The sequence below is a fragment of the Peteryoungia algae genome (assembly GCF_030369675.1).
In the GTDB taxonomy this organism is placed as follows: domain Bacteria; phylum Pseudomonadota; class Alphaproteobacteria; order Rhizobiales; family Rhizobiaceae; genus Allorhizobium; species Allorhizobium algae.
In genome coordinates this window covers 3,751,333-3,776,142 of the sequence record NZ_CP128477.1, presented here as the reverse complement: position 1 = coordinate 3,776,142, position 24,810 = coordinate 3,751,333, and the positions used below count along the sequence as shown (strand labels likewise).

27 protein-coding genes, 1 tRNA gene and 1 riboswitch are annotated in these 24,810 nt (G+C 62.6%); of the genes, 14 read left to right on the top strand and 14 right to left on the bottom strand.

From position 1 onward, the window contains the following. Positions 1 to 2 precede the first annotated feature (2 nt). On the bottom strand, positions 3 to 641 hold the full coding sequence (locus QTL56_RS17935) for a DUF6198 family protein (RefSeq protein ID WP_245134561.1): 639 nt from the start codon (positions 639 to 641) through the stop codon (positions 3 to 5). A gap of 113 nt (positions 642 to 754) precedes the next feature. Continuing rightward, positions 755 to 1,693 carry a methyltransferase domain-containing protein gene (locus tag QTL56_RS17930; protein ID WP_245134559.1) on the bottom strand — a complete coding sequence of 313 codons (939 nt, stop codon included), beginning with the start codon at positions 1,691 to 1,693 and terminating at the stop codon, positions 755 to 757. Between the two features lie 150 nt (positions 1,694 to 1,843). Between QTL56_RS17930 and QTL56_RS17925 the strand changes: the two genes are divergently transcribed. From QTL56_RS17925 to QTL56_RS17915, 3 genes are read left to right on the top strand one after another with little or no spacing between them, the layout of a single operon-like run. After that, a complete protein-coding gene (locus tag QTL56_RS17925) occupies positions 1,844 to 2,110 on the top strand; it encodes a DUF6460 domain-containing protein (protein WP_245134557.1) in 267 nt (88 codons plus the stop codon). A gap of 7 nt (positions 2,111 to 2,117) precedes the next feature. Further along, complete coding sequence (locus tag QTL56_RS17920; RefSeq protein ID WP_229573304.1) at positions 2,118 to 2,615, top strand: CAP domain-containing protein; 498 nt, start codon at positions 2,118 to 2,120, stop codon at positions 2,613 to 2,615. 36 nt (positions 2,616 to 2,651) lie between these two features. Then, complete coding sequence (locus QTL56_RS17915; RefSeq protein WP_245134555.1) at positions 2,652 to 3,998, top strand: MATE family efflux transporter; 1,347 nt, start codon at positions 2,652 to 2,654, stop codon at positions 3,996 to 3,998. Here QTL56_RS17915 and QTL56_RS17910 read toward each other — a convergent pair. Both QTL56_RS17910 and QTL56_RS17905 read right to left on the bottom strand, forming a co-directional pair. Then, positions 3,974 to 5,065, bottom strand: a complete 1,092-nt coding sequence (locus QTL56_RS17910; protein ID WP_370660371.1) for a quinone-dependent dihydroorotate dehydrogenase — start codon at positions 5,063 to 5,065, stop codon at positions 3,974 to 3,976. The two genes, QTL56_RS17915 and QTL56_RS17910, sit on opposite strands and share 25 nt — an antisense overlap. Continuing rightward, positions 5,062 to 5,418 (bottom strand): DUF952 domain-containing protein, encoded by a 357-nt coding sequence (locus QTL56_RS17905; RefSeq protein ID WP_245134551.1) that lies wholly within the window; start codon positions 5,416 to 5,418, stop codon positions 5,062 to 5,064. The genes QTL56_RS17910 and QTL56_RS17905 overlap by 4 nt, the downstream gene beginning before the upstream one ends. A 98-nt stretch (positions 5,419 to 5,516) precedes the next feature. On the opposite strand from QTL56_RS17905, the gene QTL56_RS17900 reads away from it, so the two are divergent. The 5 genes from QTL56_RS17900 to QTL56_RS17880 all read left to right on the top strand — a co-directional run bounded on the left by QTL56_RS17900 (position 5,517) and on the right by QTL56_RS17880 (position 8,751). Further along, on the top strand, positions 5,517 to 5,948 hold the full coding sequence (locus QTL56_RS17900) for a hypothetical protein (RefSeq protein WP_245134549.1): 432 nt from the start codon (positions 5,517 to 5,519) through the stop codon (positions 5,946 to 5,948). A 121-nt stretch (positions 5,949 to 6,069) separates the two neighbouring features. Further along, a complete protein-coding gene (locus QTL56_RS17895; RefSeq protein ID WP_229573312.1) occupies positions 6,070 to 6,717 on the top strand; it encodes a response regulator in 648 nt (215 codons plus the stop codon). 123 nt (positions 6,718 to 6,840) lie between these two features. Next, positions 6,841 to 7,509, top strand: a complete 669-nt coding sequence (locus QTL56_RS17890; RefSeq protein ID WP_229573314.1) for a S24 family peptidase — start codon at positions 6,841 to 6,843, stop codon at positions 7,507 to 7,509. A 12-nt stretch (positions 7,510 to 7,521) separates the two neighbouring features. Further along, complete coding sequence (locus QTL56_RS17885; protein ID WP_245134547.1) at positions 7,522 to 8,235, top strand: thermonuclease family protein; 714 nt, start codon at positions 7,522 to 7,524, stop codon at positions 8,233 to 8,235. Between the two features lie 102 nt (positions 8,236 to 8,337). Then, positions 8,338 to 8,751 carry a tellurite resistance TerB family protein gene (locus QTL56_RS17880; RefSeq protein WP_229573317.1) on the top strand — a complete coding sequence of 138 codons (414 nt, stop codon included), beginning with the start codon at positions 8,338 to 8,340 and terminating at the stop codon, positions 8,749 to 8,751. 6 nt (positions 8,752 to 8,757) lie between these two features. Here the strand turns inward: QTL56_RS17880 and QTL56_RS17875 are convergent, their stop codons facing one another. Further along, a complete protein-coding gene (locus tag QTL56_RS17875) occupies positions 8,758 to 9,630 on the bottom strand; it encodes a transporter substrate-binding domain-containing protein (protein ID WP_245134545.1) in 873 nt (290 codons plus the stop codon). Between the two features lie 64 nt (positions 9,631 to 9,694). Here QTL56_RS17875 and QTL56_RS17870 point away from each other — a divergent pair, with 64 nt between their 5' ends. Beyond that, positions 9,695 to 11,689 (top strand): glycosyltransferase, encoded by a 1,995-nt coding sequence (locus tag QTL56_RS17870; RefSeq protein ID WP_245135484.1) that lies wholly within the window; start codon positions 9,695 to 9,697, stop codon positions 11,687 to 11,689. On the opposite strand, the gene QTL56_RS17865 is transcribed toward QTL56_RS17870, so the two are convergent. Then, positions 11,638 to 13,182, bottom strand: coding sequence for a VOC family protein (locus QTL56_RS17865; RefSeq protein WP_245134544.1), 1,545 nt, complete (start codon positions 13,180 to 13,182; stop codon positions 11,638 to 11,640). The two genes, QTL56_RS17870 and QTL56_RS17865, sit on opposite strands and share 52 nt — an antisense overlap. 54 nt (positions 13,183 to 13,236) lie before the next feature. Here QTL56_RS17865 and QTL56_RS17860 point away from each other — a divergent pair, with 54 nt between their 5' ends. After that, complete coding sequence (locus QTL56_RS17860) at positions 13,237 to 13,791, top strand: NADPH-dependent FMN reductase (protein WP_245134542.1); 555 nt, start codon at positions 13,237 to 13,239, stop codon at positions 13,789 to 13,791. A gap of 7 nt (positions 13,792 to 13,798) precedes the next feature. Here QTL56_RS17860 and QTL56_RS17855 read toward each other — a convergent pair. Both QTL56_RS17855 and QTL56_RS17850 read right to left on the bottom strand, forming a co-directional pair. Continuing rightward, positions 13,799 to 13,872 (bottom strand) — tRNA-Gly (locus QTL56_RS17855). Between the two features lie 82 nt (positions 13,873 to 13,954). Beyond that, positions 13,955 to 15,052 carry a 2'-deoxycytidine 5'-triphosphate deaminase gene (locus QTL56_RS17850; protein ID WP_245134540.1) on the bottom strand — a complete coding sequence of 366 codons (1,098 nt, stop codon included), beginning with the start codon at positions 15,050 to 15,052 and terminating at the stop codon, positions 13,955 to 13,957. A gap of 73 nt (positions 15,053 to 15,125) precedes the next feature. Then, positions 15,126 to 15,204: riboswitch (SAM riboswitch) on the top strand. A 45-nt stretch (positions 15,205 to 15,249) separates the two neighbouring features. On the opposite strand from QTL56_RS17850, the gene QTL56_RS17845 reads away from it, so the two are divergent. The 3 genes from QTL56_RS17845 to QTL56_RS17835 all read left to right on the top strand — a co-directional run bounded on the left by QTL56_RS17845 (position 15,250) and on the right by QTL56_RS17835 (position 18,039). Then, positions 15,250 to 16,428 (top strand): O-succinylhomoserine sulfhydrylase, encoded by a 1,179-nt coding sequence (locus QTL56_RS17845; RefSeq protein WP_245134539.1) that lies wholly within the window; start codon positions 15,250 to 15,252, stop codon positions 16,426 to 16,428. 193 nt (positions 16,429 to 16,621) lie between these two features. Next, entirely contained in the window at positions 16,622 to 17,014 is a 393-nt protein-coding gene (apaG, locus tag QTL56_RS17840) for a Co2+/Mg2+ efflux facilitator ApaG/CorD (protein WP_229573326.1), read from the top strand. A gap of 80 nt (positions 17,015 to 17,094) precedes the next feature. After that, positions 17,095 to 18,039: an MYG1 family protein gene (locus tag QTL56_RS17835; RefSeq protein WP_245134537.1), complete on the top strand. Its 945-nt coding sequence runs from the start codon at positions 17,095 to 17,097 to the stop codon at positions 18,037 to 18,039. Positions 18,040 to 18,201: 162 nt separating this feature from the next. Here the strand turns inward: QTL56_RS17835 and QTL56_RS17830 are convergent, their stop codons facing one another. The 3 genes from QTL56_RS17830 to QTL56_RS17820 form a co-directional block, all read right to left on the bottom strand. Further along, complete coding sequence (locus QTL56_RS17830) at positions 18,202 to 19,191, bottom strand: Hsp33 family molecular chaperone (RefSeq protein WP_245134535.1); 990 nt, start codon at positions 19,189 to 19,191, stop codon at positions 18,202 to 18,204. 123 nt (positions 19,192 to 19,314) lie between these two features. After that, complete coding sequence (argF, locus tag QTL56_RS17825; protein ID WP_245134533.1) at positions 19,315 to 20,232, bottom strand: ornithine carbamoyltransferase; 918 nt, start codon at positions 20,230 to 20,232, stop codon at positions 19,315 to 19,317. A 16-nt stretch (positions 20,233 to 20,248) separates the two neighbouring features. Further along, the gene (locus tag QTL56_RS17820; protein ID WP_245134530.1) at positions 20,249 to 21,451 is read right to left on the bottom strand and encodes an aspartate aminotransferase family protein; all 1,203 of its coding nucleotides are present in this window, start codon (positions 21,449 to 21,451) and stop codon (positions 20,249 to 20,251) included. 438 nt (positions 21,452 to 21,889) lie between these two features. Here QTL56_RS17820 and QTL56_RS17815 point away from each other — a divergent pair, with 438 nt between their 5' ends. Continuing rightward, positions 21,890 to 22,423, top strand: coding sequence for a GcrA family cell cycle regulator (locus QTL56_RS17815; RefSeq protein ID WP_229573334.1), 534 nt, complete (start codon positions 21,890 to 21,892; stop codon positions 22,421 to 22,423). A 130-nt stretch (positions 22,424 to 22,553) separates the two neighbouring features. On the opposite strand, the gene phoB is transcribed toward QTL56_RS17815, so the two are convergent. From phoB to pstB, 3 genes are read right to left on the bottom strand one after another with little or no spacing between them, the layout of a single operon-like run. Further along, positions 22,554 to 23,237, bottom strand: a complete 684-nt coding sequence (gene phoB / locus QTL56_RS17810) for a phosphate regulon transcriptional regulator PhoB (protein ID WP_076391845.1) — start codon at positions 23,235 to 23,237, stop codon at positions 22,554 to 22,556. Between the two features lie 25 nt (positions 23,238 to 23,262). Further along, positions 23,263 to 23,976, bottom strand: coding sequence for a phosphate signaling complex protein PhoU (gene phoU, locus QTL56_RS17805; RefSeq protein ID WP_229573335.1), 714 nt, complete (start codon positions 23,974 to 23,976; stop codon positions 23,263 to 23,265). A 46-nt stretch (positions 23,977 to 24,022) separates the two neighbouring features. Beyond that, the gene (pstB, locus tag QTL56_RS17800; protein WP_229573893.1) at positions 24,023 to 24,808 is read right to left on the bottom strand and encodes a phosphate ABC transporter ATP-binding protein PstB; all 786 of its coding nucleotides are present in this window, start codon (positions 24,806 to 24,808) and stop codon (positions 24,023 to 24,025) included. Positions 24,809 to 24,810: the final 2 nt, after the last annotated feature.

The window sequence follows — 24,810 nt, the reverse complement described above, 5'->3', positions numbered from 1 at the left end:
CATCATCGCAGCGCGATGTATCGATCCGAGCGGTGATTGATCGCAAGGAACAGGTTCAGCACTACGGCACCGATCACCGAATAGAGCACCACCGAGGGGCTGACGACGGCAAAGGCCAGCGCCATGACGCAGAGGTCGAAGACGAGCTGTACGAGGCCGGCGCGGATGCCGAAGCGGTCCTGGATATAGACGGCGAGTATGCCAAGGCCGCCGAGGCTGGCGCGGTGGCGGTAAAGCGCCAGCAGGCCGAAGCCGAGCAGCAGGCCGCCGAGAACAGCCGCCCAGACCGGTGCGATGCTCTGGATGACCAGGAAGCGGCTTTCGATTTCGACGATAAAGGAGGTGAGGCCGACGGCCACGAAGGTCTTGATGGTGAAATCGAGGCCGACGCGACGCAGCGACAGGAGGTAGAATGGCAGATTGAGCAGGAAGAAGAGGAGACCGAAGCTCCAGCCGCTCCAATAGTGCAGGACGAAGGCGAGACCGGCCATGCCGCCAGTCAAAAGGCCAACCTGCGCCAAAAAGTAGAGGCCAAGTGCGGCGATGAGACTACCGGCCACGAGGCCCTGCAGATCTTCCGCAGGTGTGTGGCGGGTCGGATTCGAATTCCAGATTCCCAGCATGCTCGTCAACTGCGCCATCTCGCTCTCCAGAACTGACCTCCCAAGTGAAATGGTACCCGAGATCCCCTGGAAAACAAGAACGATAGGTCAGCAAAGCTGACCTATGAGGCAAATCGCAAGAAAGCTGCTTCTCAGCCTATTCGGCTCGCAAGAAACAGAATGCCGAAGACCGGTTCTCCGCCATCCATGCGAATGGTGGTCCGGGTCAGAATAAGCACATCGAAGCCATTTTCAGCGAGACGCTGCCGAACATGCTGTTCGGTATGGGCATAGCGCAGGCTCGGCGCCAACAGAAACCCGTCTCCCTCGCCGGCATCTTCGACCGAAAATGCGAATAGCGCACCAGGTTTTGCAAGCCGACCCGCCAGCGTGAAGGCATTGGCGAGATCGCCGAGATACATCAGCACGTCGGCAGCGGAGATGAGGTCGCAGCGGCCTTCTGCGAGGCCATCGTCGAAAAGTCCTGAACCTGGCGGATCAAGCGAGAGGTCGGACTTGGCCAGTAGATCGTATAGGCCCTTTTCCTCAGCCTTGGCCAGCATGTTGACCGAGAGGTCGAAGCCCTCGAGGCGAGTGACCCTGTCGCGGATCTCAGCGCCGAAGAGGCCTGTACCACAGCCGAGATCGGCGACAATCTCGAAGTGCCGGTCGGCATGTTCGGCAATCAGCTGTGCGAGCTCGGCCGGGACCGCGTAGCCCAGCCGTTCCACGAGTGCTGCATCGAAGCGGTCGGCATACTCATCGAATAAAGCCTCCACATAACGGGAGGGCGGCTGGTCAGGAACTTCTTCCGCCCCCAGAAGCGCAAGTTTCAGCTGTGCGCCGAAAAGATCTTCAGGGTCCAGGTCGAGCAGGCGCCTCAGGGCAAGGATCGCCTTTTCCACCAGGCTCGCCTTTTCGGCATAGTCCGCGAACGTGACAAGGCCGGCCGGCCAGTCAGGCACGAGTTCAAGCGCCTGCTCCATCAATTCCACCGCTGCCTCATGTTCGCCATTCTCGGCAAGCATGCGGGCATAGTCGGCACGACGGTCGGCGATGACGTCGCCGGACGAAAACTGGGTAGGCTGCATCGAAGAGATCCTCGCGCCTTCCAGCATGGAGACGGCGCGCGGTCTTGACCGATCGCCGGAAAAAACTCAAGTGCTAATGGGTGCCTGCTTCGCCGGCTTGCGGGGCGGGCGGACCGCGCCCATATCAGCGGACGACAACAGGAGATACGAATGGCGGATGGCATCAATCGATTTCTCGGCGACACTCCGGGCCGCACGCTCGTCAAGCTGATCGTCGTTTCGCTCATCGTCGGCTTCGTGATGTCGATCTTCGGGCTCGATCCGGTCGACCTCCTTGACGGTATCCGCCATTTCATCCTCGACATCTGGTACACGGGCTTCGATGCGCTGGGTCGCGTCGGTCAATATCTGCTGATCGGCGCAACGGTCGTCATTCCGGCCTTTATTCTGCTGCGCCTCTTTGCGTCCCGGAACTGAGCCGCCGATGGCCGAGATCACCCTTCCCCGTCGCCGGCTGCTTCTGATCTCGGCCGGTCTCCTGACAGCCACGATCGCCGGCTGCCGCTCGACGGACATTCTCAATCCTGGCGAGGGCCAGTCGCGGGCCGAGACCGCGGCAGCGTTGCCCTTGGTCAACCGGCTTCGGCAATCACGCGGTCTTTCGTCGCTCTCGCGCGGCCGATCGGCAGAGGTCGCGGCGGTTGCTCAAGCCAAGCGCATGGCACGCGCCGGTCAGATGTCGCATCTGATAGGCTTCAATGACAGTTTCGGTGCCCGCATGAAGGGCCATGACGTGCCCTTGCCGGCAGCGGAAAACATCGCGGCTGGCCAGGACACGGTCGAACGGGCCGTACAAGCCTGGATCGATTCGAAGCGGCATCTCGACAATATGCTCGGTGGCTTCAACGGACTCGGCGTCGCCGTCGCCTGGGATTCCTCTTCCGGCAACCGCCCCTACTGGGCCATGGTGCTCTCGGCCTGAGTGATTCTCCCGCTCCGGTCCCCACCGGAGCGATTTATGCACAGCCCATCATCTTTCGTTTCAAGGCCGATTACGGTCAGCCACCGCTCCGTGCTTGCGATCGCGGTGCCCATGACGCTGGGCTTCATCACCACGCCGCTGCTCGGCCTCACCGATACCGCTGTCGTGGGGAGAAGTGGCGAAGCTGCCCAGCTCGCGGGGCTTGCGATTGCGGCGGCGCTTTTCGACCTGCTCTTCGCCAGCCTCAATTTCCTGAGAGCCTCGACCACGGCGCTCGTCGCCCAGGCGCAGGGACGCGGAGAAGCGCTCGAACTCTTTGCCGTCTTCTGGCGCTCCATCGTTCTGTCGCTCGGCTTTGGCCTGCTGATCCTCATCGCCTCCCCCGCCATCGTCGGCTTCGGACCGCCGCTCATGGGCGCAGATGGCGACGTTCAGGCGGCGGCTGCGACCTATATCGGCATCCGCATTCTCGCCGCCCCTGTGACGTTGTCCAACTTCACCCTGCTCGGCTTCGTGCTTGGACGCGGACTGGGTTCCGTCGGCCTTGCCCTGCAGATCCTGCTCAATGGCGTCAACATTGCCATGTCGATCCTGCTCGGCCTTACCTACGGCTACGGCATTGCAGGGGTTGCCTGGGCAACGGTGATCGGCGAGTTCGTCGCCATGGTCGCCGGCTTCGCCTTCATCTTCTGGCGCTACGGTCGCGACGCCGTCCCGCAGGTCTCGATGGTCACCGACCGTGTAAAGCTGATGGCACTCCTCCGGCTCAACCGGGACATCCTCATCCGCACCTTCTCGCTGATCACGGCCTTCACCGTCATGACCCGCATCGGGGCCGGCTTTGGTGCGGTAACCCTGGCTGCCAATGCAGTATTGATGAATTTCTTCATGATCGCGAGTTTCTATCTCGACGGCATGGCGACGGCGGCCGAACAGATCACCGGCGAGACAATCGGCGGCCGGCAACGCCCGGCCTTCGAGCGTGCAGTCAAACTGACGGGTCTCTGGTCCTTCGGCCTGGCGCTTGCCAGCCTCGCCTTCTTCCTCGCATTCGGAAGCGCGATCATCGGCTTCATCACCACCGCCGGAGATGTGCGCAGCGTCGCTGAAACCTATCTCGTCTATGCTGCCTTCACGGCACTGACGGGAGCGCTGGCCTTCCACATGGACGGCGTCTTCATCGGCGCGACCTGGTCATCCGACATGCGCAACATGATGCTGCTCGCACTGACAGGCTATCTCGCGAGCGTGGCAGTCCTTGTGCCGCTGTTTTCCAATCACGGCCTCTGGATCGCGCTCAATGTGTTTCTCGGGTTGCGCGGCCTGCTTTTGCTCATGAGGCTGAAGCCGAAAACCGATCAGACCTTCACCGACAGCCAGTGACCCAGCCTCGAGTCGCGAAGCTCGCGGATATTGGCGACCTTTTCGCGGTCAAGCAGGGCGGACAGCCCGCGCAGGATCCGGCCGGGCAGAGCAGGCCCTTGATAGACCATGCAGGAATAAAGCTGCACGAGGTCGGCACCGGCGCGGATCTTCTCGAGCGCCGTTTCGGCCGAGGAAACCCCACCCACGCCGATGATCGGCAAGTCGGGGCCGACACGCTTGCGCATGCGGGCGAGTACGGCGGTCGACCTGTCGAAGAGCGGGACCCCGGACAGGCCTCCCGCCTCACCGGCAAGCGTGGTGTCGGTCAGGCCGTCGCGTGACAGCGTGGTATTCGAGACGATCAGGCCGTCGAGATCGTGTGCGGCCGCAACCTCGGCGATGTCATCCATGCCTTCTTCGGTAAGGTCGGGCGCGATCTTCAGGAAGACAGGCAAGCGCTTGCCGGCGCGCAAGCCCTCTTCCGATCGGGCGGCGAGCACGGCCGAGAGCAGCGCATCGAGGCTCTCCTTCGCCTGCAAATCGCGCAGGCCGGGCGTGTTGGGCGACGAAATGTTGGCGGTGAAATAGGTGGCAACGGAATAGAATTGGCGAATGCCGGCCACGTAATCCGCGACCCGGTCCGTCGCATCCTTGTTGGCGCCGATGTTGACACCGACGATGCCCGGGCGGCTGCGACGAGCAGACAGGCGCGCAAGGGCTGCGGCGTGGCCTTCATTGTTGAAGCCGAGGCGGTTGATCACGGCATTGTCGCGTTCGAGACGAAAGATGCGCGGCTTCGGGTTGCCTGCCTGCGGCTTGGGCGTCAGCGTGCCGACCTCGGCGAAGCCGAAACCGAGGGACAGCAGTGCATCCGGAACCTCAGCATTCTTGTCGTAACCAGCCGCCATGCCGAGCGGGTTGGAGAACCGGATGCCGGCTACGGTCTGGGCGAGGCGCGGATCGGCAGGCGCCTTGCAAGCCGAAACGAGGCCGGTCCTGAGTGCCGCGATCGAGAGACCATGGGCGGTTTCCGCATCGAAGAGAAAGAGGCCGCGGCGGCCAAGGGAAAAGAGATCGGACATCAGCGAGGATCCTCTTGCATCGGCGGAAAGACATGAAGCCCATCATCCCCGAGTGGCAGGGGCTTTTCCCAGATCACGGCGTCGAGCGGAAGGTCGGCATGGAGATGCGGGAAGAGATCCCCCCCGCGCGATGCTTCCCATTTCAGCGCCTCGCCGAACATCGTGGCGTCGACGGCGACAAGCAGGAGCCCCGCCTGCCCGGCGAAATGCAAACGCGCGGTCTCGACGGCCTGGGCAGAAGTGGAAAAATGGATGTAGCCATCGAGGAGATCGATGGCAGCGCCCTTGAAAAGGCCGGCCACCCGGGCCTCCTGCCATAATTCTCGCGGCACGATCTTGTATATGCTCTTGTCCAAGGTCCCGTCTCTCGCAGATCATGAGGGTTGTGGCGGGTTTGCCGCAAACGCCGGCAAATGTCCACGCCCGGCGAGACGGACGACAGGAGGAGACACAGATGGCCATCAGGAAAACGATGCTCTCGCTTGCGGTCCTTTCGCTCCCGATCACGGCGGCCGTTGCGCAGGAAGCCAATCCGGATCGCTACAGTCTGGAACGGTCCGAGGGCGGCTTCGTGCGGCTCGACCGCCAGACCGGGGCGGTGACGCTCTGCACGGAGGCCGATGGAACGCTCACCTGCCGGATGGCCGCCGACGAGCGGGCGGCCTATGATGCGGATCTCGCGCGGCTTGAAAAACGGGTCGAGGCGCTGGAGAGCCAGATCGCCGGCGCGATGCCCGGAAAGAGTGGCGACATGCCCAGCGATGCCGAGATCGACCGATCGATCGGCATCATGGAACGCTTCATGCGCGCCTTCTTCAACCTCGTGCAGGAGTTCCAGGGAGAAGAACAGCGATCGGAACCAGAGAAAATTCCCGACCGGACCTGACGTTCGTCAAGGGCTATTCTTTCATTCGCTGCACGACCATTGTCTAGTGCCGCGGCAAACGTTAAAAGGACTGCACGCATTCGTGCGCAATATGACATCGCTCTTGGGAGGGGGCTTTGACATGGCTGCATCCACCTTCATCATTGCCGACGACCATCCGCTGTTCCGAGGCGCGTTGCGCCAGGCTGTCAGCGGTATCGACGGCATGCAGACGATCATCGAGGCCGGTGATTTCGAAGCCGCGCGCAAGGCAGCGGCGAGCCATTCCGACGCCGACCTGATGCTGCTCGATCTGGCCATGCCTGGCGCTTCCGGCTTTTCGGGGCTCATGGCACTGCGCGCCGAATTCGCCAGCCTGCCGCTGGTGATCGTGTCGGCGTCAGATGACCCCGTCACCATTCGGCGTGCGCTCGAACTCGGCGCCTCCGGTTTCATCTCGAAATCAGCCGGCATCGACGAAATCCGGGCCGCGATCCAGTCGGTGCTTGAAGGGGATATCGCGACGCCGGCGAGTTATCAGGGTGGCCAGGAAACCGACCCCGACGTCGCCGACCTCATCAATCGCCTTCGTACATTGACGCCACAACAGAGCCGCGTGCTTGGCATGCTCGGCGAGGGCCTGCTCAACAAGCAGATCGCCTATGAACTCGGCGTGTCGGAAGCGACGATCAAGGCGCATGTCTCCGCCATCTTGCTCAAGCTGAAAGTCGACAGTCGCACGCAGGCCGTCATCCAGCTGGGCAAGATCAACATGGCGATGGTCGCCTGACCGCCGGCGAGTCGTAGAGGATTTTATTCCTTTTCGACTTTACTAAGCCTGGCCGCTCGTCTATGATTTGTGCCATTGCCGGACCGGGGATCCAATGCGTTCCGGCGCTGAAGAGGCGCGAACATGCTTTCGCATGACAGCATATGGGCCGCGATCGATCGGCTGGCGGAGCAGCATTCGCTGACGCCATCGGGTCTTGCGCGCCGGGCGGGCCTCGACCCTACATCCTTCAACAAATCCAAGCGCGTCGGCGCGGATGGCCGCATGCGCTGGCCCTCGACCGAATCCATCGCCAAGGTGCTGGAAGCGACCGGCGCCAGTCTCGATCAGTTCATGCGCCATGTTTCGCCGGACGGCATGCGCGGCCATGCCTTGCCGCAAGGCGCCTTCCCGCCCCAGGCAAGCTCCATACCCCTGCTCGGCATGGCCCAGGCGGGTGCCGGCGGCTTCTTCGATGATGGCGGCTTCCCCGCAGGCCAGGGATGGGATCTCGTTGAGTTTCCAGCAGCGCCCGGGCGCAATAACGGCGTCTATGCACTGGAAGTCCAGGGCGAGAGCATGAAACCACTCTATCGCGATGGTGACATCCTGATCGTCGAGCCCGGCGCCCAGGTGCGGCGCGGCGACCGCGTCGTCGTCAAGACCCGCGAAGGCGAGGTCATGGCGAAGATCCTCGCGCGCCAGAGCGCCAAGTCGGTCGAGTTGCAGTCGCTTAATCCCGAACATCCGCCGCGCATGCTCGACATGAGCGACGTCGAGTGGGTGGCGCGCATCATCTGGGCGAGCCAGTAGGAAAACGCACCTATGCAACGCATCGGCACCTTCATTGCAGGCGCGATCGGCCTCCTTCTCTGGGCCTATCTCGTGGTGCAGGCCGGTGAACATTTCCGGGAGGATCCGGTTGATTACAATATCGAGGACCTCGATGTGCCGGATCCGTCCGAGCTCGATCTGCCGGAAGTCGGGGCAGCCGCCGAAGAAGCGATCGAGCCCGCCCCACAGACCGAGGCGCGACGTCGGGTCAGGGCCATCGAGCCCAAAGCCTTCGGCTCGCCGGCCTTCACCGACACCGGCGACCTTGAACGGGTCGCGGCGCGCGCGCCTCTGTCCGAGGTGGAGACAAAGACAAAACCCAAGGTGGTCCTTCTCCATCGGCCAGTCAGCGTTTCCGCCGGCATCGTCGCCTTCGGTGCCGACCAGCGCGTGCGGCTTGCCGATATCATCGAGACCCCGACAGAGCGACGATGTGTTGCGAGCGACGGCACATCGTGGCCCTGCGGCGCCATGGCACGCACCCAGCAACGCGTTTTCCTGCGCAACAGATCGCTTGCCTGCGAGACGAGCGCCACGGCCTGGCAGGGGGAGATCCGGACACGCTGTTGGGTTGGCGTCCAGGATGTCGCGTCATGGCTTGCGAAATATGGGTGGGCAGAGGCAGAGCCGGGCTCTGCCCTGGTCGCATTGACGGAAGAAGCCCGCCTCGCCAGACGCGGGCTTTTTGGTGACCCCGTGCGCTGAGCACGATGCCGCCCGCCAGACTGTCGCTCGGCCAGCGCCTTCCCTTGAAACGCTCCGCCGCACCTCCTACTCTCTGGCCATCGCAACTGGAAAGCATCCTTCATGAACAAGCCCGTTTCTCCGGAAGAGTCCCTGATTTTCGTCATGGTCATGGCGTCTGCCGTCGACAATGCCATGGCCGAAAAGGAACTTGTCCGTATCGGTCAGCTGATCGACATCCTGCCGGTCTTCGACAATTTCGAGAAGGAAAGGCTGATTGAGGTCTCGCAACGCTGCGCCGGTCTGCTTTCAGGGCCGGAAGGTCTCGACATCGTCCTGGAGACCATACGCGACGCCCTGCCGGCATGGCTGCACGAGACGGCCTATGCACTCGCCGTCGAAATCGTGGCCGTCGATCTCACTGTCCGGGCCGAGGAAGTGCGTCTGCTTCAGCTTCTGCGTGATCGCCTCGGGCTCGACAAGCTCACCTGTGCCGCGATCGAACGCAGCGCGTCTGCCCGTTACCGCCAGATCTGATCTCGCTCAGAAAAGACCGGCCGGGAAATATCGCAGATAAATTTCCTCCAGCCGCCCATCCTTCGAAAGCGCGGCCAGCGCGCTTTCGAGCGCGCCTGCCAGCGCGCCATCCTGACCGCCGACCATGATCGTCATGCCTTCGCCGAGATGACGCTCCGACAGGAAGGGTCCATCGAGGAAACGGCAGCAGCCGGCTGATTGCGGGCTTACCATCCAGAAGGACAGCTGCAGGGCGTCGGCGAAGACGGCCGAAACCTCCTTCTCCTTCAGAGCCTGCATTGCGGCATCGCGATCCTCGAACTGGACCCGCTCAATATTCGGGAAGAAGGCCTCCAGCATCGCGGCATGGGCCGTATCCTTGACCACACCGACCTTGCGCCCGAACAACCCGCCGGCATCCTGGCGTGGCAAGACTTCGTCGCTGCGCAGAAGAAAACGGGCCGGCAAGAGCAAATAAGGGCGGGTGAAATTGAAGCGCTCGCGCAAATCCGGCGTGACCGCCACGCCCGCCATGACCGCCTCCCCCTGCTTGGCTTCGAGCGCCTGAGTGAGCTGCGCATAGGGCAGCGCCTGGATCTGGCAGCGGGTCTGCAGCCCGAGTTCCTCGCATAGCGCCCGGGCGAGATCGATATGGAAGCCCGAAAGCCTGCCGTTCTGGTCGGTGAAGTTAAACGGCGGAAAATCTGTCGTCGTCAGGAAGCGCAGGCGCAGAGCGCCACTGACATCGGGCCGGACCAACCGTTCACGAGCATCGAACAGCACCGGAAATTCCGGCTCCTGACTTCTGGCCGACGGTGCCACGAGCCCCCAGGTCAGCAGAAGGGCCACCAACAGCCTCCACAACCCCATTAAATCTAGGGATGTAACTTTTGCGCGCATCTCTATCATCATCGTCTGGGGTCAAAGCGGGGCGTCGTTCAGTCAGATGACGTGTAGCAGCTTGGTGTGGACGAGGGAATACGGCCCGCGGATCGTTGCCGCGCGCCAGGGGCGAACACCGGTGCATGACAGGCGGAGTGCCACAAGCGCGCCCGGCATGATCGATTGCGCGCAGCTGAAAGCGGAAGCACGGCGGCTCCATACACTCGGCATTTCCAAGCCGCTGATCGCCAAGATGGCGCAGCAAGCGGCAATTAACGGAACCAGCGTCGAGGCGGAACTTCTCGCGAGCGGCGCGGTCAACGAGGACGCATATTTCGCCGGTCTGGCGCGCATGTACGATCTGCCCTTTCTTTCCGAGATTGATCCGGCGCTCGTCGTGGACCACGTCCATGGCGACACACAGCTCGTCGAACCACGCATGCTGCGACTGCATCACACGGACAGGCCTCCGGTCATGGCCGTGGCGGCGAACATCCTGCACATGGACGGTCTGGCGAAACGCTTCGGTCGTAGTGGAAATGGGGCCGGAAGCCTGGTGGTGACGACGCCGTCCGCAATCCGTCGAGCCGCCTGGAAAGCAGGCGAGAACCGTCGCGTCAACCATGCGGTGCGTGGTCTGTTCGATCATCAGCAACCTCTTTCGGCGCGGCTCGTGGTCACGGGTGATCAGGGCTTTTTCGCCGGCGCCAGCCTTTGCCTGCTCAGTCTGCTCCTGATCTATGCGCCGATGGTCGCGGTGGTGCTCGCCCACATGATGCTGTCCTTCTTCCACACAGCGGCCCTCTTCCTGAGGATGGCTGCGGTCTCCCACGGCCGGCATCATCCGCGACCGGACGTTTCCTTTGAGAGTACCGCGGGCACGCTTCCGATCTATACGGTCATGGTCGCGCTCTATCGCGAGACGGCCGTCGTGCCGCAACTGATCGCGGCCCTCGATGCACTCGACTGGCCACGCAGCCTGCTCGATGTGAAACTGGTCTGCGAGGCGGATGACCTCGAAACGCTGGACGCCATAAGGCGGGCGCAGCCTGGACCGCATATCGAAGTGGTCGAGGTGCCGGCCATGGCGCCGCGCACCAAGCCGAAAGCGCTGACCTATGCGCTATCAGGCGCGCGCGGCGAGTTCCTGACCATCTACGATGCCGAAGATCGACCGCATCCGCGGCAACTGCGGGAGGCCTATCATGCCTTCCGTCTCGGCCCTTCCGAGCTCGCCTGTCTGCAGTCACCACTGGTGATCGACAATGCCGGCGACCGATGGATCAGCGCGATCTTCGCGCTCGAATATTCCGCCCTGTTCCGCCGTCTCCTGCCGGCACTCGGCTTCTATCGCCTGCCCTTGCCGCTCGGCGGCACGTCGAACCATTTCAAGACCGCCCTGCTCAAGGCCAGCGGAGGCTGGGACCCCTACAATGTGACCGAGGACGCGGATCTCGGCATGCGGCTCTGTCGCATGGGCTATCGCTCCTCGACGCTCACACTTCCGACCTATGAGGATGCGCCGACCGATTTTGCCATCTGGCTCGCACAGCGCACCCGCTGGTACAAAGGCTGGCTGCAAACATGGCTGGTGCTGATGCGCCATCCCCTGCGCACCGCGCGCGACATGGGGCCGTTTTCCTTCTTTGTCTTCCAGCTGCTTGTCGGCGGCATGCTGGTCGCAGCGCTCAGCCATCCCGGTCTGCTGATCTTCATCACGCTCTCTGTCCTGTCGCTGATGCAGATTCCGGCGCCGCAACCGAATGTCTTCACCACGATGATGCTCGCCATGGACATTTTCAACATTCTGGGCAGCTATGCCGTCTTCTTCGCGCTTGGGGCCACACCGATGACGGACCGGGAGAAAAAGGGCATGGGGTGGAAATGGACGATGATCCCCGTCTACTGGATGGCCGTATCGCTGGCAGCCTGGAAGGCCGTGGTCGAGCTCAGGCTCAAGCCCTTTCACTGGAACAAGACACCGCACCAGCCGAGACGCAGCACATCCCTGGCGCTCGGAATTGTTCAGACAAACCCGGCAGTCCCCGCCGTCACGTCCTCGTCCGAGAGGTTGTGATCCCCGGCGACCCGCGTCAGCGTGATCCGGGCGCCGCGGTCTCTCAATTGCTTGGCCAGGATCTCACTCTCGCCGGCTGCGGGATCGTCCGATCCGATGACCATCTGAATGCGCGTGCCCGAGAGATCGGCTTTCGGCGGATCGCTCTGAACCGGCATGGGCCGCAGAAGCATCGCTTCTCGAACGACACCCGGATGCAACATGATCGTGGCCGCGAGAAAATTCGCGCCGTTGGAATAGCCGGCGAAACGCAGGCGCATTTCGTCAATGCCATAGGCCTGTTTGGCATCCTCGATGAATGCGGCGAAGGCTTCGGCCTCCGCGACGATGTCCTTCTGGTCGAAATCGCGCGGACCGAAGCGGCGAAAGAAGCGGGCCACACCTTCCTCCGTCGCGCGGCCCCGAAGGCCGAGAAGGGTCGACGACGGCGCGATCTTGCGCGCGAAGGGCAGAAGGCTCGCCTCATTGCCGCCGGTTCCGTGCAGCAGGACGAGCGTCGAGCCATCACCGGCATCCGGCTCGTGGATGCGGTGCACGAAGGACAGGTCGCGGTATATGGTCCGAGGCTCTCCCGGAAGCGCGAATTGCGGCAGCATCGGCACGATGTCTTGCGGGCGCAGGTGAAAGTGTTCGGGGATGAAGAGCTGATCTCCGAGGGTTTCCAGCGGCTCGTCGATGGCAAAGCCCGGACCATCGGAGGCGAGTTCGATCAGACAGCCTGCGGGCTCGCGGACATAGAGGGAATAGAAGTATTTGCGGTCATGCATGTTGATCGTGTCGTCACCGCTCGACTTCAGCTCGGTCGCCTGCGCTTCGACGGCGGCGCGATCAGCCATGCGCAGCGCCACATGATCGATGGCGCCAGTGCCGGGGGCTGCGGGCCAGAAGCCACTGGCGTCGCGCACATCGATACCCTGACCGCTTTCAGACGTGAGGCGGGTGATCGTGCCCTCAGTCGCCGACACACGGAAACCGGCATGGCGGGTGAGAAAGTCGGCGGTCTGCTGAGGCTGCTCCGACAGCAGGGTCGCTGCCCGCAGACGGGTGATCGCATCCCTCGCTTCAATGCCGCGCACCGGCCAGGCCGCGCCCGGCTCAACCGCGCTCGTGCCGACGAGCTTGACGATGACGCCATCAGGGTCGATGAGCCTGAGCACAGGCTCGGCGAATTCGGTTGCGGGGCCGGTCGCTGCAACACCGAACTGCAAGGCACGCGTCAGCCAGAAGCCGATCGCATCCGGCTGAATGGCAAAGGCGATTTCGCTTGCCGCCCCATGGCCGACGCGGCCGGGGGAACCGTCTTCCCAGGCCAGAAATGTCACCAGCGAGCCGGGACCTGCGACGGCGTCGCCGTAAAACAGATGGAGCTGGGCGGCATCCTCGAAGCCCCCTGTGCGCTTGACGAGTCTCAGGCCCAGAAAACCGCAATAGAAGTCGACATTGGCCTGGATCTTCCGGGTGATCGCCGTGATGTGGTGCAGGCCGCTGGTCATCGCATTCTCCCTGTTCTACCCTCCCTTACAACAAATCCATACGAGGAAAAAATCATGGTGACACTGCTCGGCATTTCGGGAAGCCTGCGCAAGGGCTCGCTCAATACAGCGCTGCTGAAGGCCGCGACAGAAATCAAGGCCGAGGGCTATGCGCTGGAGGCTTCAGGCATCCACGGCATCCCACTCTATGACGGAGACCTCGAAGAAGCAGAGGGCATCCCGGCCGCTGTCACCACTCTCAAGGAGAAGATCATCGCCGCCGACGGCGTGATCCTGTTCACCCCCGAATACAACAACGGCATACCCGGTGCCTTCAAGAATGCCATCGACTGGCTGTCACGCCCTTCCTCCGACATGGCCAAGGTCTTCGGCAACAAGCCCTTCGCCCTGGTCGGCGCCTCGCCCGGCAATTTCGGCACGCTGCTTAGCCAGAACGCCTGGCTCTCGGTCCTGCACACGCTCGGTTGCCAGGTGTTTGCGGAAAAGCGGTTGATGGTGTCTCGGGCACATACGCTGTTCGACGCCGAGGGCAATCTCACCGACGAGGCCACGGCCAAGCGGCTGGGCGATCTGCTGGCAGCGTTTGCGCGGTTTGCGGGTGGTAGGTGAGGAAAGCTGGAGCGGGTGAAGGGAATCGAACCCTCGTATTCAGCTTGGGAAGCTGCTGCTCTACCATTGAGCTACACCCGCAACGGGGATGAGAAATCCAACAGTTCGACCGGAGTGTCAAGCCGGATGGGACGGAAAGGGGCGCGAATGCCGCCCCTCTTTGTCAGGGCAGGCGGAAGTGCTTGGAGAGTTTCAAGCCCTGTGCCTGATAGTTGGAGCCAAGGCCCGTACCGTAGAGGCCCTCCGGGCGCTCCTGCATATGCTCGTAGACGAGGCGGCCGATCACCTGGCCGTGTTCGAGGATGAAGGGCACTTCGTGGCTGCGGACTTCGAGCACCGCGCGGCTGCCCGAGCCGCCGGCCGGCGCATGGCCGAAGCCGGGGTCGAAGAAGCCGGCATAGTGGACGCGGAATTCGCCGACAAGCGGATCGTATGGCGTCATTTCGGCGGCGTAGAGCGGCGGCACATGCACCGCTTCGTTGGAGACGAGGATGTAGAACTCGTCCGGATCGAGGATGAGTTCGTCGCGGCCACGGCTGTAGAGCGGCTCCCAGAAATCCAAGACCTCATGGGCACCCTTCAGGTCGACGTCGATAACCGAGGTGTGGTGCTTGCCGCGATAGCCGATCAGGCCTTGCGGGCCCGAGCCTTTCAGGTCGATCGACAGCGCAATGCCGCCGCCCGAGACGTTTGGCATGTCGCTCGCAACCAGCGTCTCGGCCTTGTGCAGGTCAAAGAGTTCGGCCTCGCCCAGTAGGGCATGGCCGACCCGGAAACGGATCTGCGACAGGCGGGAGCCGCGTCGCACGATGATCGGGAAGGTGCGCGGCGAGATTTCGAGAAAGAGCTGGCCCTTGTAGCCGGCAGGGACCTTGTCGAATTCCTGGGCGTAATCGACCATGACGCGGGTGAAGATGTCGAGGCGGCCGGTCGAACTCTTCGGATTGGCCGAAGCCGAGATTTCGGCCGGCAGGTCGAGGCTTTCCATCAGCGGCACGATGTAGACGCAGCCGGTTTCGAGAACCGCACCGTTTTCGAGATCGATCTCGTGAAGGGTCAGCCGCTCCAGCTTCTCGGCAACCGTATGCCCCCGGCCCGGCATGAAACTCGCGCGCACGCGGATCGCCTTGCCCCCTAGGCGCAGATCGAGGCTTGCGGGCTGGATCTGGTCCTTGTCCAGCATGACCTCGCTCTTCAGCTGGCCGCCACCGAACAAGGCGCCGATCGCACGATCGGACAAAATCCCGGGTTTCAAGGTCATGATCTCAATCCTGTTTGGGCCAGACAAAACCAAAGCCCACCAATTGACGCAAGACCCGCGAAGGCGTAAGGCAGCCTTATCCCGTGGTGATTTGGCCGGTCGGCTTGCAGCCACGTTAAACAAGTGGCTAAATAGACCGGGTTTACGAAACCGGTCCGTTCACGCGACCGGTTTTTTTGTGTTCGAAAGGCACGCGCATGAGCAAGAACTGGCGCCCGGCAACCACCCTCGTCCATGGCGGCACGCTACGCTCTCCCTATGGCGAGACGTCCGAAGCGATCTTCCTCACCCAGGGCTTCGTCTATGACAGCTCGGAAGCGGCGGAGGCCCGCTTCAAGGGCGAGAACGAAGGCTATATCTACGCCCGCTACGGCAGCCCGACCAATGACATGTTCGAAAAGCGCATGTGCATGATGGAAGGCGCCGAAGATGCCCGCGCCATGGCGTCGGGCATGGCTGCCGTCGCCGCCGCCGTACTGTGCCAGGTCAAGGCCGGCGACCATATCGTCGCTGCCCGCGCGCTTTTCGGCTCCTGCCGTTACGTCGTCGAGACGCTGGCGCCTCGTTACGGCGTGGAATGCACACTGGTCGACGGCCGGGACCTCGCCAATTGGGAAGCCGCGATCCGGCCGAATACCAAGGTCATGTTCCTGGAAAGCCCGACCAACCCGACGCTCGAAGTAATCGACGTCGCGGGCGTCGCCAAGCTCGCCGACCAGATCGGTGCCAAGCTGATCGTCGACAACGTCTTTGCCACCCCGCTCTTCCAGAAGCCTCTGGAGCTCGGCGCGCATGTCGTCGTCTATTCCGCGACGAAGCATATCGACGGCCAGGGCCGCTGCCTCGGCGGCGTCGTCTTGTCGTCGAAGGAGTGGATCGACGAGAATCTGCACGATTACTTCCGCCATACCGGCCCTGCCATGTCGCCGTTCAATGCCTGGACGCTTCTGAAGGGCGTCGAGACATTGCCGCTGCGCGTCAAGCAGCAAACGGCGAGTGCCGCAGCGATCGCCGATTTCCTCGCGGAACAGGGTGCCGTGGCGAAGGTGATCTATCCCGGACGCAAGGATCATCCGCAGGCCGATATCATCGCCAAGCAGATGACCGGCGGCTCGACGCTGGTATGCTTCGAGCTGAAGGGCGGCAAGGACGCGGCCTTCAAGCTGCAGAATGCGCTCGAGATCATCAAGATCTCCAACAATCTCGGCGACGCCAAGAGCCTGATCACCCATCCGGCCACCACCACCCACAAGAACCTCACCGACGAAGCCCGCGCCGAGCTCGGGATTTCGGGCGGCACTGTCCGTCTGTCCTGCGGGATCGAGGACACGCTGGACCTGATCGAAGACTTCGAAAAGGCGTTCAGGGCCATCTGAGCCGACACCGAAGCGCTTCGGCATACAAAAATTATCAGCCGCGAGTGGCGTCGCGACTGCCCCCTTGCCCTTGACGCGACGGGCTGCGTCGTTATCCCTTCAAGGCAATGTGACGTTCCGCGGCGGATCTTGTTGCCGCCACAAAGAACGCCATCTCTATGGGAATGAAGACACGCTTTCGCAGGGTCCATGCATGTATCGCGCACTGACACGGGACATCGAGGTTCTGGTCGAACCTTACTATCTCGAGGAACAGTCTGACCCGGATGACAGCCGCTACGTCTGGGGCTACCGGATCGTGATCTCCAATCATTCGGCGAAGACTGTGCGCCTGACGCATCGCTACTGGCATATCACCGACCAGAACGGCCAGGTGGACGAAGTGAGCGGCCCCGGCGTCGTCGGTGAACAGCCCTGCCTCGCCCCCGGCGACACCTATGAATACGCCTCCGGCTGCCCGCTCGATACGCCGTCGGGCATGATGTATGGCACCTATCGCATGGAGACCGACGACGGCGAGGCATTCGATGTCGAAATCCCCGCCTTCTCTCTGGACAGTCCGGGCATGGTTCGCACGCTCAATTAGCGCTTTGCGGTTGAGTTGCGCGTGCCCAGCCGCTATCTGGAAGGTCAGATCCGTACTTCCAGCCAGGGGCACCATCCGGCATGAGCATCCAGTATCTCGTCACCCATAGTGGCGGCTTCCATGCCGACGAACTGCTGTCGTCCGTCATCCTGACGCGCCTTTTCCCGGATGCGAAGATCGTGCGCAGCCGGGCGCCCGACTGGATCACGCCCGCGACAGACCGCATCATCTACGATGTCGGCGGCGCCTATGATGCAAACGCCCAAATCTTTGATCACCATCAGCGCGGCGCTCCGCTCCGCGAGGATGGCCAGCCCTTCAGCTCCTTCGGCCTCGTCTGGAAGCATTATGGGAAGGACTATCTCGCCGTTCTCGGCGTTCCGGTCGGCCATGTCGATGCAATCCACGAGAGCTTCGACACCAAGTTCGTTCTCCCGATCGATCTGCTAGACAATGGCGCCCTCAGCCCCGCGACGGCCGGGCCTCTGGCCGACCTCACACTGCCGAGCCTCCTGGAAACCCTGAAACCCGTCTTCGACGACAGGGCGCCAGGCTCGGACGACCGGGGTTTTCAAGCGGCGCTCTCGATCGCCCGCGCCATCGTCGAAGCCGGCATTGCGCAACGGGCCTCCAAGCTCAGGGCCGAGAGCATGGTCCTCGAGGCGATCGCAGCAACGGGAGACCGGCATGTGCTGGAATTGCAGATGGGCATGCCCTTCCGTCCCGCGATCGTGAAAGCAGGCGCTGACCACCTGCTCTTCGTCGTGCACCCCCGCGACAAGGACTGGTGCATCACTGGCATCCGCAAATCGGAGAACAGTTTCGAGCAACGCGCCGACCTGCCTGCGGCATGGGCGGGATTGAGCAATGGCGACCTTGAAGCCGTGTGCGGCGTCGAAGGCGCCAGCTTTTGCCACAACGCTCGCTTCATCGCAGCAGCGCGTTCGCGCGAGGCTATCCTCGCCATGGCGGACATCGCCGTCGCCGAAGCGCTCCAGGCGGACAAGCTCACCACGGAAGCCTGACGAACCGTCGGCGACCAGGCGGCGTGAAAATCGATGCACGCCTCATGTCCAAGCCATGCGACAGGGCCTTCCCGTCGCTTCCAATCTGCAAGAACCGGATCTTGCCGGGCATTGAAAAAGCCGGATCGCTCCGGCGTTTCGTGTCTTCTTCCGTGCCTGCTTTCAAGCCGGCGTCAGCTCTGCCGGCTCGAAGTGGTAGTCGGTCGAGCAGAATTCGCAGGTCACCGTGATCTGCCCGTCTTCCGTGCTCGCTTCGATCTCCTCAGCGGTGAAGCCCTGGAGAACGCCCTTCAGGCGGTCCCGGGAACAGCTGCATCGATCGTGGACCACCTGAGGCGCATAGGCACGAACGCCGCGCTCATGGAACAGGCGGAAGAGCAGCCGCTCGACGCCGACCAAGGGATCGGTGAGCTCGTCGGCATCGATCGTATCGACCAGCATCCGGGCTTCGTCCCAGGCTTCGTCACCATGCAGGTCCGTATCGCGGTCGTCGCCGTCGCCACCATGCAGGTCCGGATGGCGCATGCGCTCCGGTGCATCCGGCAGAAATTGCGCGATGAGACCGCCGGCGCGCCAGGTCCGGCGGGGCTTGCCATCCTCGTCGCGGTCGAAGAGCTCGGCAGCGCCCAGACGCACCCTGGTCGGGATCTGTTCCGACTGGCGGAAGTAGACCCCGGCAATGTCCTCAAGCGAGGTCCCGTCGAGCGGGACGATGCCCTGATATGGCTGCATGTAGGCGCCCTGGTCGATGGTGAAGGCCAACATGCCCTCGCCGAGCAGTTCTTCGGGCGATGCGCGACCGGAAGCCACCGCATCCGCCACAGCCTGTTCATCGAAACGGGCATAGGCGCGCACGCTTTCGGGCGAGCTGAAATCGGCGACGAGCAGGTCGACCGGGCCATCACCCTTGGTCTGGACCGTGAACTTGCCTTCGAACTTCAGCGAAGTGCCGATCAGCACCGTCAGCACGATCGCTTCGGCGAGAAGCCGTGCAACCGGCGCCGGGTAGGCGTGACGGTCGAGGATGGAATTGACCAGCGGTCCGAGCTGCACGGCGCGACCACGCACGTCGAGACCGTCCACCTGGAAGGGGACCACACGATCGTCGCCGGCGAAACCGAATTCGCCGAGTTCTGCTTGTTTCATCGCCATGAATGTACTCCCGGCACACGGGGTGCCATACGCTTGGCCGCCTGAGCGGCCCGATCAGAAAGGGCACAGATGGGATCACCTGCGCCAAACGTCAAGTCGGACATAAATTGCCTGAAACCGGCCTCAGATTGCGCCGAGGCACCAGGCGAGGATCGATTTCTGCGCATGCAGGCGGTTCTCCGCCTCGTCGAAGACCACCGACTGCGCGCCGTCGATCACCTCGTCGGTCACTTCCTCGCCGCGATGCGCCGGCAGGCAGTGCAGGAAGAGTGCCTCGTCATTCGCCTTCTTCATCAGCTCCGCATTGACCTGGAAAGGCTGGAAGACATTGTGGCCGCGCGCCTTGTGCTCCTGGTTCATCGACACCCAGGTGTCGGTAATGACGGCATCGGCACCGGTCACCGCGCGGTCGGCATCATGGCAAAGCATGATCTCGCCGCCATTGTTGCGAGCCCAGTTGAGGATCTTGTCATCCGGTTCGGAGCCGAGCGGCACCGCCATGTTCATGCGGTAGCCGAAGCGGGCAGCGCCTTCGACCAGCGAATGAAGGACATTGTTGCCATCGCCGGTCCAGGCCAGCGTCTTGCCGGCGACGGAGCCCCGATGCTCCTCGATCGTCATGATGTCGGCCATGATCTGGCAGGGATGCGTCATATCCGTCAGGGCGTTGATGACAGGCACCGTCGCGTGTTCCGCCATTTCCAGAAGGCGGGCATGGTCGGTCGTGCGGATCATGATGGCATCCACATAGCGCGACAGCACCTTGGCGGTGTCGCCGATCGTCTCCGCACGGCCGAGCTGCATTTCGGTGCCGGACAGGAACAACGTCTCGCCGCCCAGCTGGCGCATGCCGACATCGAAGGAAACACGCGTGCGCGTCGAGGGTTTCTCGAAGATCATCGCGAGCATCTTGCCGGCGAGCGGCTTGTCGGCGGTGCCGGCTTTCGTCGCCTGCTTGCGGGTCTTTGCGTCTTCTAGAATGCTGCGCAGATCCCCTGACGTCATGGCGGAGAGATCGAGAAAATGCTTGGAAGAGGCCATGAGAGAGCGTCCTGTCTTAGGCAGAGGCTGCGACTGCAGCTTTGGCGCGGATCTGTTCGGCTGCGTGTTCGATGCGGGCGAGGCCGTCGCGCGCTTCCTCTGCCGTAACCGTCAGCGGCGGCAGCAGGCGGATCACGTTGTCGCCGGCGGGAACACCGAGCAGATGCTCGTCACGCATTGCCATCAGAAGGTCGGTATTCGGAACCTTGGCCTTGATCCCCAGCATCAGGCCTTCGCCGCGCACATCCTCGATCACATCCGGGAAACGGTCCTTCAGCGAAGCGAGGCCCTGGCGGAAGACCAGCGCCGTGTCGCGCACGTTGTCGAGAAAACCGTCCGCGAGCACGACATCGAGCACGGCATTGCCGACGGCCATGGCGAGCGGGTTGCCGCCATAGGTCGAGCCGTGGGTGCCGGGTTTCATGCCAGAAGCGGCTTCCTCGGTCGCAAGGCAGGCACCGAGCGGGAACCCGCCGCCGATGCCCTTGGCAACCGCCATAAGGTCCGGGGTGATGCCGGCCCATTCATGCGCGAAAAGCTTGCCGGTCCTGCCGACGCCGCACTGGACTTCATCAAGGATCAGCAGCAAGCCGTGCTCGTCACAGAGGTCGCGCAGCGCCCGCAGCATTTCGACAGGGATCGGACGGATGCCGCCCTCGCCCTGGACCGGCTCGACCAGAATGCCAGCCGTTGAATCCGTGATCGCGGCCTTGAGTGCCTCAAGATCGCCAAACGGCACCTGGTCGAAGCCAGGCGCTTTGGGACCGAAACCTTCCAGATATTTCTCCTGGCCACCTGCGGCGATCGTCGCAATGGTTCGGCCGTGGAAGGCGCCTTCCATGGTGATGATGTGGAATTTCTCCTGATGCCCCTTGGCGAAGTGGTAACGGCGGGCAGTCTTGATCGCGCATTCCAGCGCTTCTGCGCCGGAATTGGTGAAGAAGACGCGCTCGGCGAAGGTGACCTCCGCCAGGCGCCTGGCCAGCGCCTCCTGACCCGGCACTTCGTAGAGGTTCGACAGGTGCCAGACCTTGTCGGCCTGGTCCTTGAGGGCACCGACGACATGCGGATGACCATGACCGACAGACGTGACGGCGACACCGGCTGCGAAGTCGAGATAGCGCTCGCCGCTTTCCGTCACCAACCAGACGCCCTCGCCTCGTTCGAAACGCAGCGGCGCCCGATTATAGGTCTGGTAGAGCGGCGTAGCTTCGGCCATGGCGTTCACGATCCTTTTCGACAATCCGTCACACCGGACGGTGCGGCCTCCACGAGGCTCCGAAAAAATTAAAAATGCCGCCTTGCGGCGGCGCGGGCACTATCCCCACTCACCCTTGCAATGTCAACGTTTTCTGCAGGAATCGCGGCAGTTGGAGCGATTTCGGCCAACACGCGCAGGACGAGTGCCGGCGAAGATTCCATCTGTTGCATACTTGACTCACTCGGGAAGCAAGTTGGGGAAAACCGCGAAATCGATTCCAGATGATTCCCGCGACTCTTGTCACGGAGTCAGCCGACCTCTAGGTTAAATTTTATTAACAGATTGCATGCGGCGGAAGTGCTCACCGACAATATCGAGGCGGTTTTGTTTCGGATTCATTCGAAGCAACGGTGACGGATTCTGCCATGACAGACGCGAGCGGCGGAGATGAATGGCATGAACTGGACTGATGAGAGGGTTGAAAGACTCAAGCGCCTCTGGGCCGAAGGCCTGAGCGCAAGCCAGATTGCAGCGCAACTGGGCGGCGTAAGCCGAAACGCCGTAATCGGCAAAGTGCACCGGCTTAACCTTCCGGGTCGCGCCAAGGCAGGCGGCAACTCGTCTGCAGCACGTCCGGCCAAGCGCCCTGCACAGACGCAGCGTCCGGCAAGTTTCCAGAACCGCCCGGCAGCCAGCACGACCACCCGCACCGTCACCCGCGCTGCAGGCGCCACGATGCTGAAGGAAGAGATCGAGGTCGAGGCCTACGAAGAGGTCGAAGTTCGGCGTTCCCTGAACGTGGTTGTTCCGATTTCGCGCCGCCTGGCACTGACGGAACTGACCGAGCGGACCTGCAAGTGGCCGATCGGCGATCCGATGAAGGACGACTTCCACTTCTGCGGCTGCGAAATCGCCGACAGCGCGCCCTACTGCACTTACCATGCAAAGCTCGCCTATCAGCCGGTCAGTGAACGCCGCAAGGCTCGCTGATCCCTCGGCCAGAGACAGAGACATCCAACGGGTCCTTCGGGGCCCGTTTTCTTTTGGCGCCCGCACCAACAAGGAAAAGGGGCCGCAGCGGATGATCCGCGCGGCCCCTTCGATCGTCTGGCAAGCCGGTTCAGGCTTCCATGGAGTAGCCCGCACCGCGAACCGTGCGAATGACATCCTGCATGTTGGAGAAATTCAGCGCCTTGCGCAGGCGGCCGACATGCACATCGACGGTGCGCTCGTCGACATAAATGTCATGTCCCCAGACACCGTCCAGCAGCTGAGACCGGGAATAGACGCGCCCCGGGGAGGCCATGAGGAATTCCAAGAGCCGGAATTCCGTCGGACCGAGACGAACCTCGCGGCTCTTGCGATGAACACGATGTGTCTCACGGTCGAGCTCTATGTCCCCGCAACGCAGGACGCTGGAGAGAACCTCGGGCTTGGCACGCCGCAGCATGGCCTTGACGCGAGCCATCAGTTCCGGCGTGGAGAAGGGCTTCACGACATAGTCATCTGCTCCCGTCGCCAGGCCACGAACCCGCTCGCTTTCCTCGCCACGGGCGGTCAGCATGATGATTGGCAGGCGCTCGGTTTCGGGGCGCACACGCAGGCGCCGGCAGAGCTCGATGCCCGAGACGCCCGGGAGCATCCAGTCGAGGATCAAGAGATCGGGAACCCGCTCCTGCAGGCGGATCTCTGCCTCGTCCCCCCGCAGGATCGTCTCGACTTCGTATCCCTCGGCTTCAAGGTTGTAACGGAGGAGGACCGACAGGGCCTCCTCGTCTTCCACCACGGCTATCTTCGGCTGCATCAAAAACCAACCTCGCTGGCCAACATCACTCGGTGATCGCACCGACGGAAGAGGTGAGGTCTTCCTTCGGGCGCTCGCCTTCCGGCTGTGCGCCGGTCGTCATGTAATAGATCGTCTCCGCGATATTCGTCGCGTGATCGCCGATACGCTCGATGTTCTTGGCGCAGAACAGAAGATGCGTGCAGCTCGTGATGTTGCGCGGATCTTCCATCATGTAGGTCAGGAGTTCGCGGAACAGCGAGGTGTAGATTGCGTCGATTTCCTCGTCGCGATCACGGATCGACTTGGCCTTCTCGGCCGAGCGCGTCGTATAGACGTCGAGCACTTCCTTGAGCTGGGCAAGCGCCAGGTCCGAGAGATGTTCGAGGCCACGGGCGAGCTTGCGCGGAACGCCGGTCGCCTGAATGGCCACCACACGCTTGGAGTTGCTCTTGCCGAGATCGCCGACACGCTCGAGGTCCGCAGCGATGCGAAGAGCGCCGATGATTTCGCGCAGGTCTGATGCGACCGGCTGGCGCTTGGCGATGGTCACGATCGCCTTGTCACCGATCTCGCGTTCCATGGCATCCATGACGACGTCGTCAGAAATGACCTTCTGCGCAAGTGCGGCGTCGGAATTGACCAGCGAGCGCACGCTTTCGGCGACCATCTGTTCCGCAAGACCGCCCATTTCGGAGATGCGGCGCATCAGGAACTTCAGTTCCTCGTCGAAGGCCGAGTAGATGTGAGAGGAGCCCATTTGAAACGTCCTTGAAATTGAGTTCAACCGTGAATGACGTCAGGGCTCAGCCGAAGCGGCCCATGATGTAATCCTGGGTGCGCTGGTCATCCGGGTTGGTGAACATCTTGTCAGTGTCGTTCTCCTCGACCAGCTCGCCGAGGTGGAACATAGCCGTGCGCTGGGAAACGCGGGCGGCCTGCTGCATCGAGTGGGTTACGATCACGATCGTGAAGTTCTCGCGCAGTTCATGGATCAGCTCCTCGACCTTTGCAGTCGCGATCGGGTCGAGCGCCGAGCAGGGCTCATCCATCAGGATGACTTCGGGGCTGACGGCAACGGCACGCGCGATGCAGAGACGCTGCTGCTGACCACCGGAGAGGCCGGTCCCGGCAGAGTCGAGACGATCCTTCACCTCATTCCAGAGGCCGGCCTTCTGCAACGCGATCGAGACGATCTCGTCCAGCTCGGCCTTGTTGCGGGCCAGGCCGTGAATGCGCGGACCATAGGCGACATTTTCGTAGATCGACTTCGGGAAGGGGTTGGGTTTCTGGAAAACCATGCCGACCTTGGCGCGCAGTTGCACGGGGTCAACCTTGGGGTCGTAGATGTTTTCCGCATCGATCTGGATGTTTCCCTCGACGCGGCAGCTCGCAATCGTGTCGTTCATGCGGTTGATGCAGCGCAGGAAGGTCGACTTGCCGCAGCCCGACGGTCCGATGAAGGCCGTAACGGAGCGGGGGCGGATGTCGATGTTGACGTCCTTGAGGGCGTGCTTGTCACCGTAAAACACCTGCACGTTGCGGGCGGTGATTTTGCTTTCAGTCATGGGTGGCGCTTTCGTCGTGGTCATCT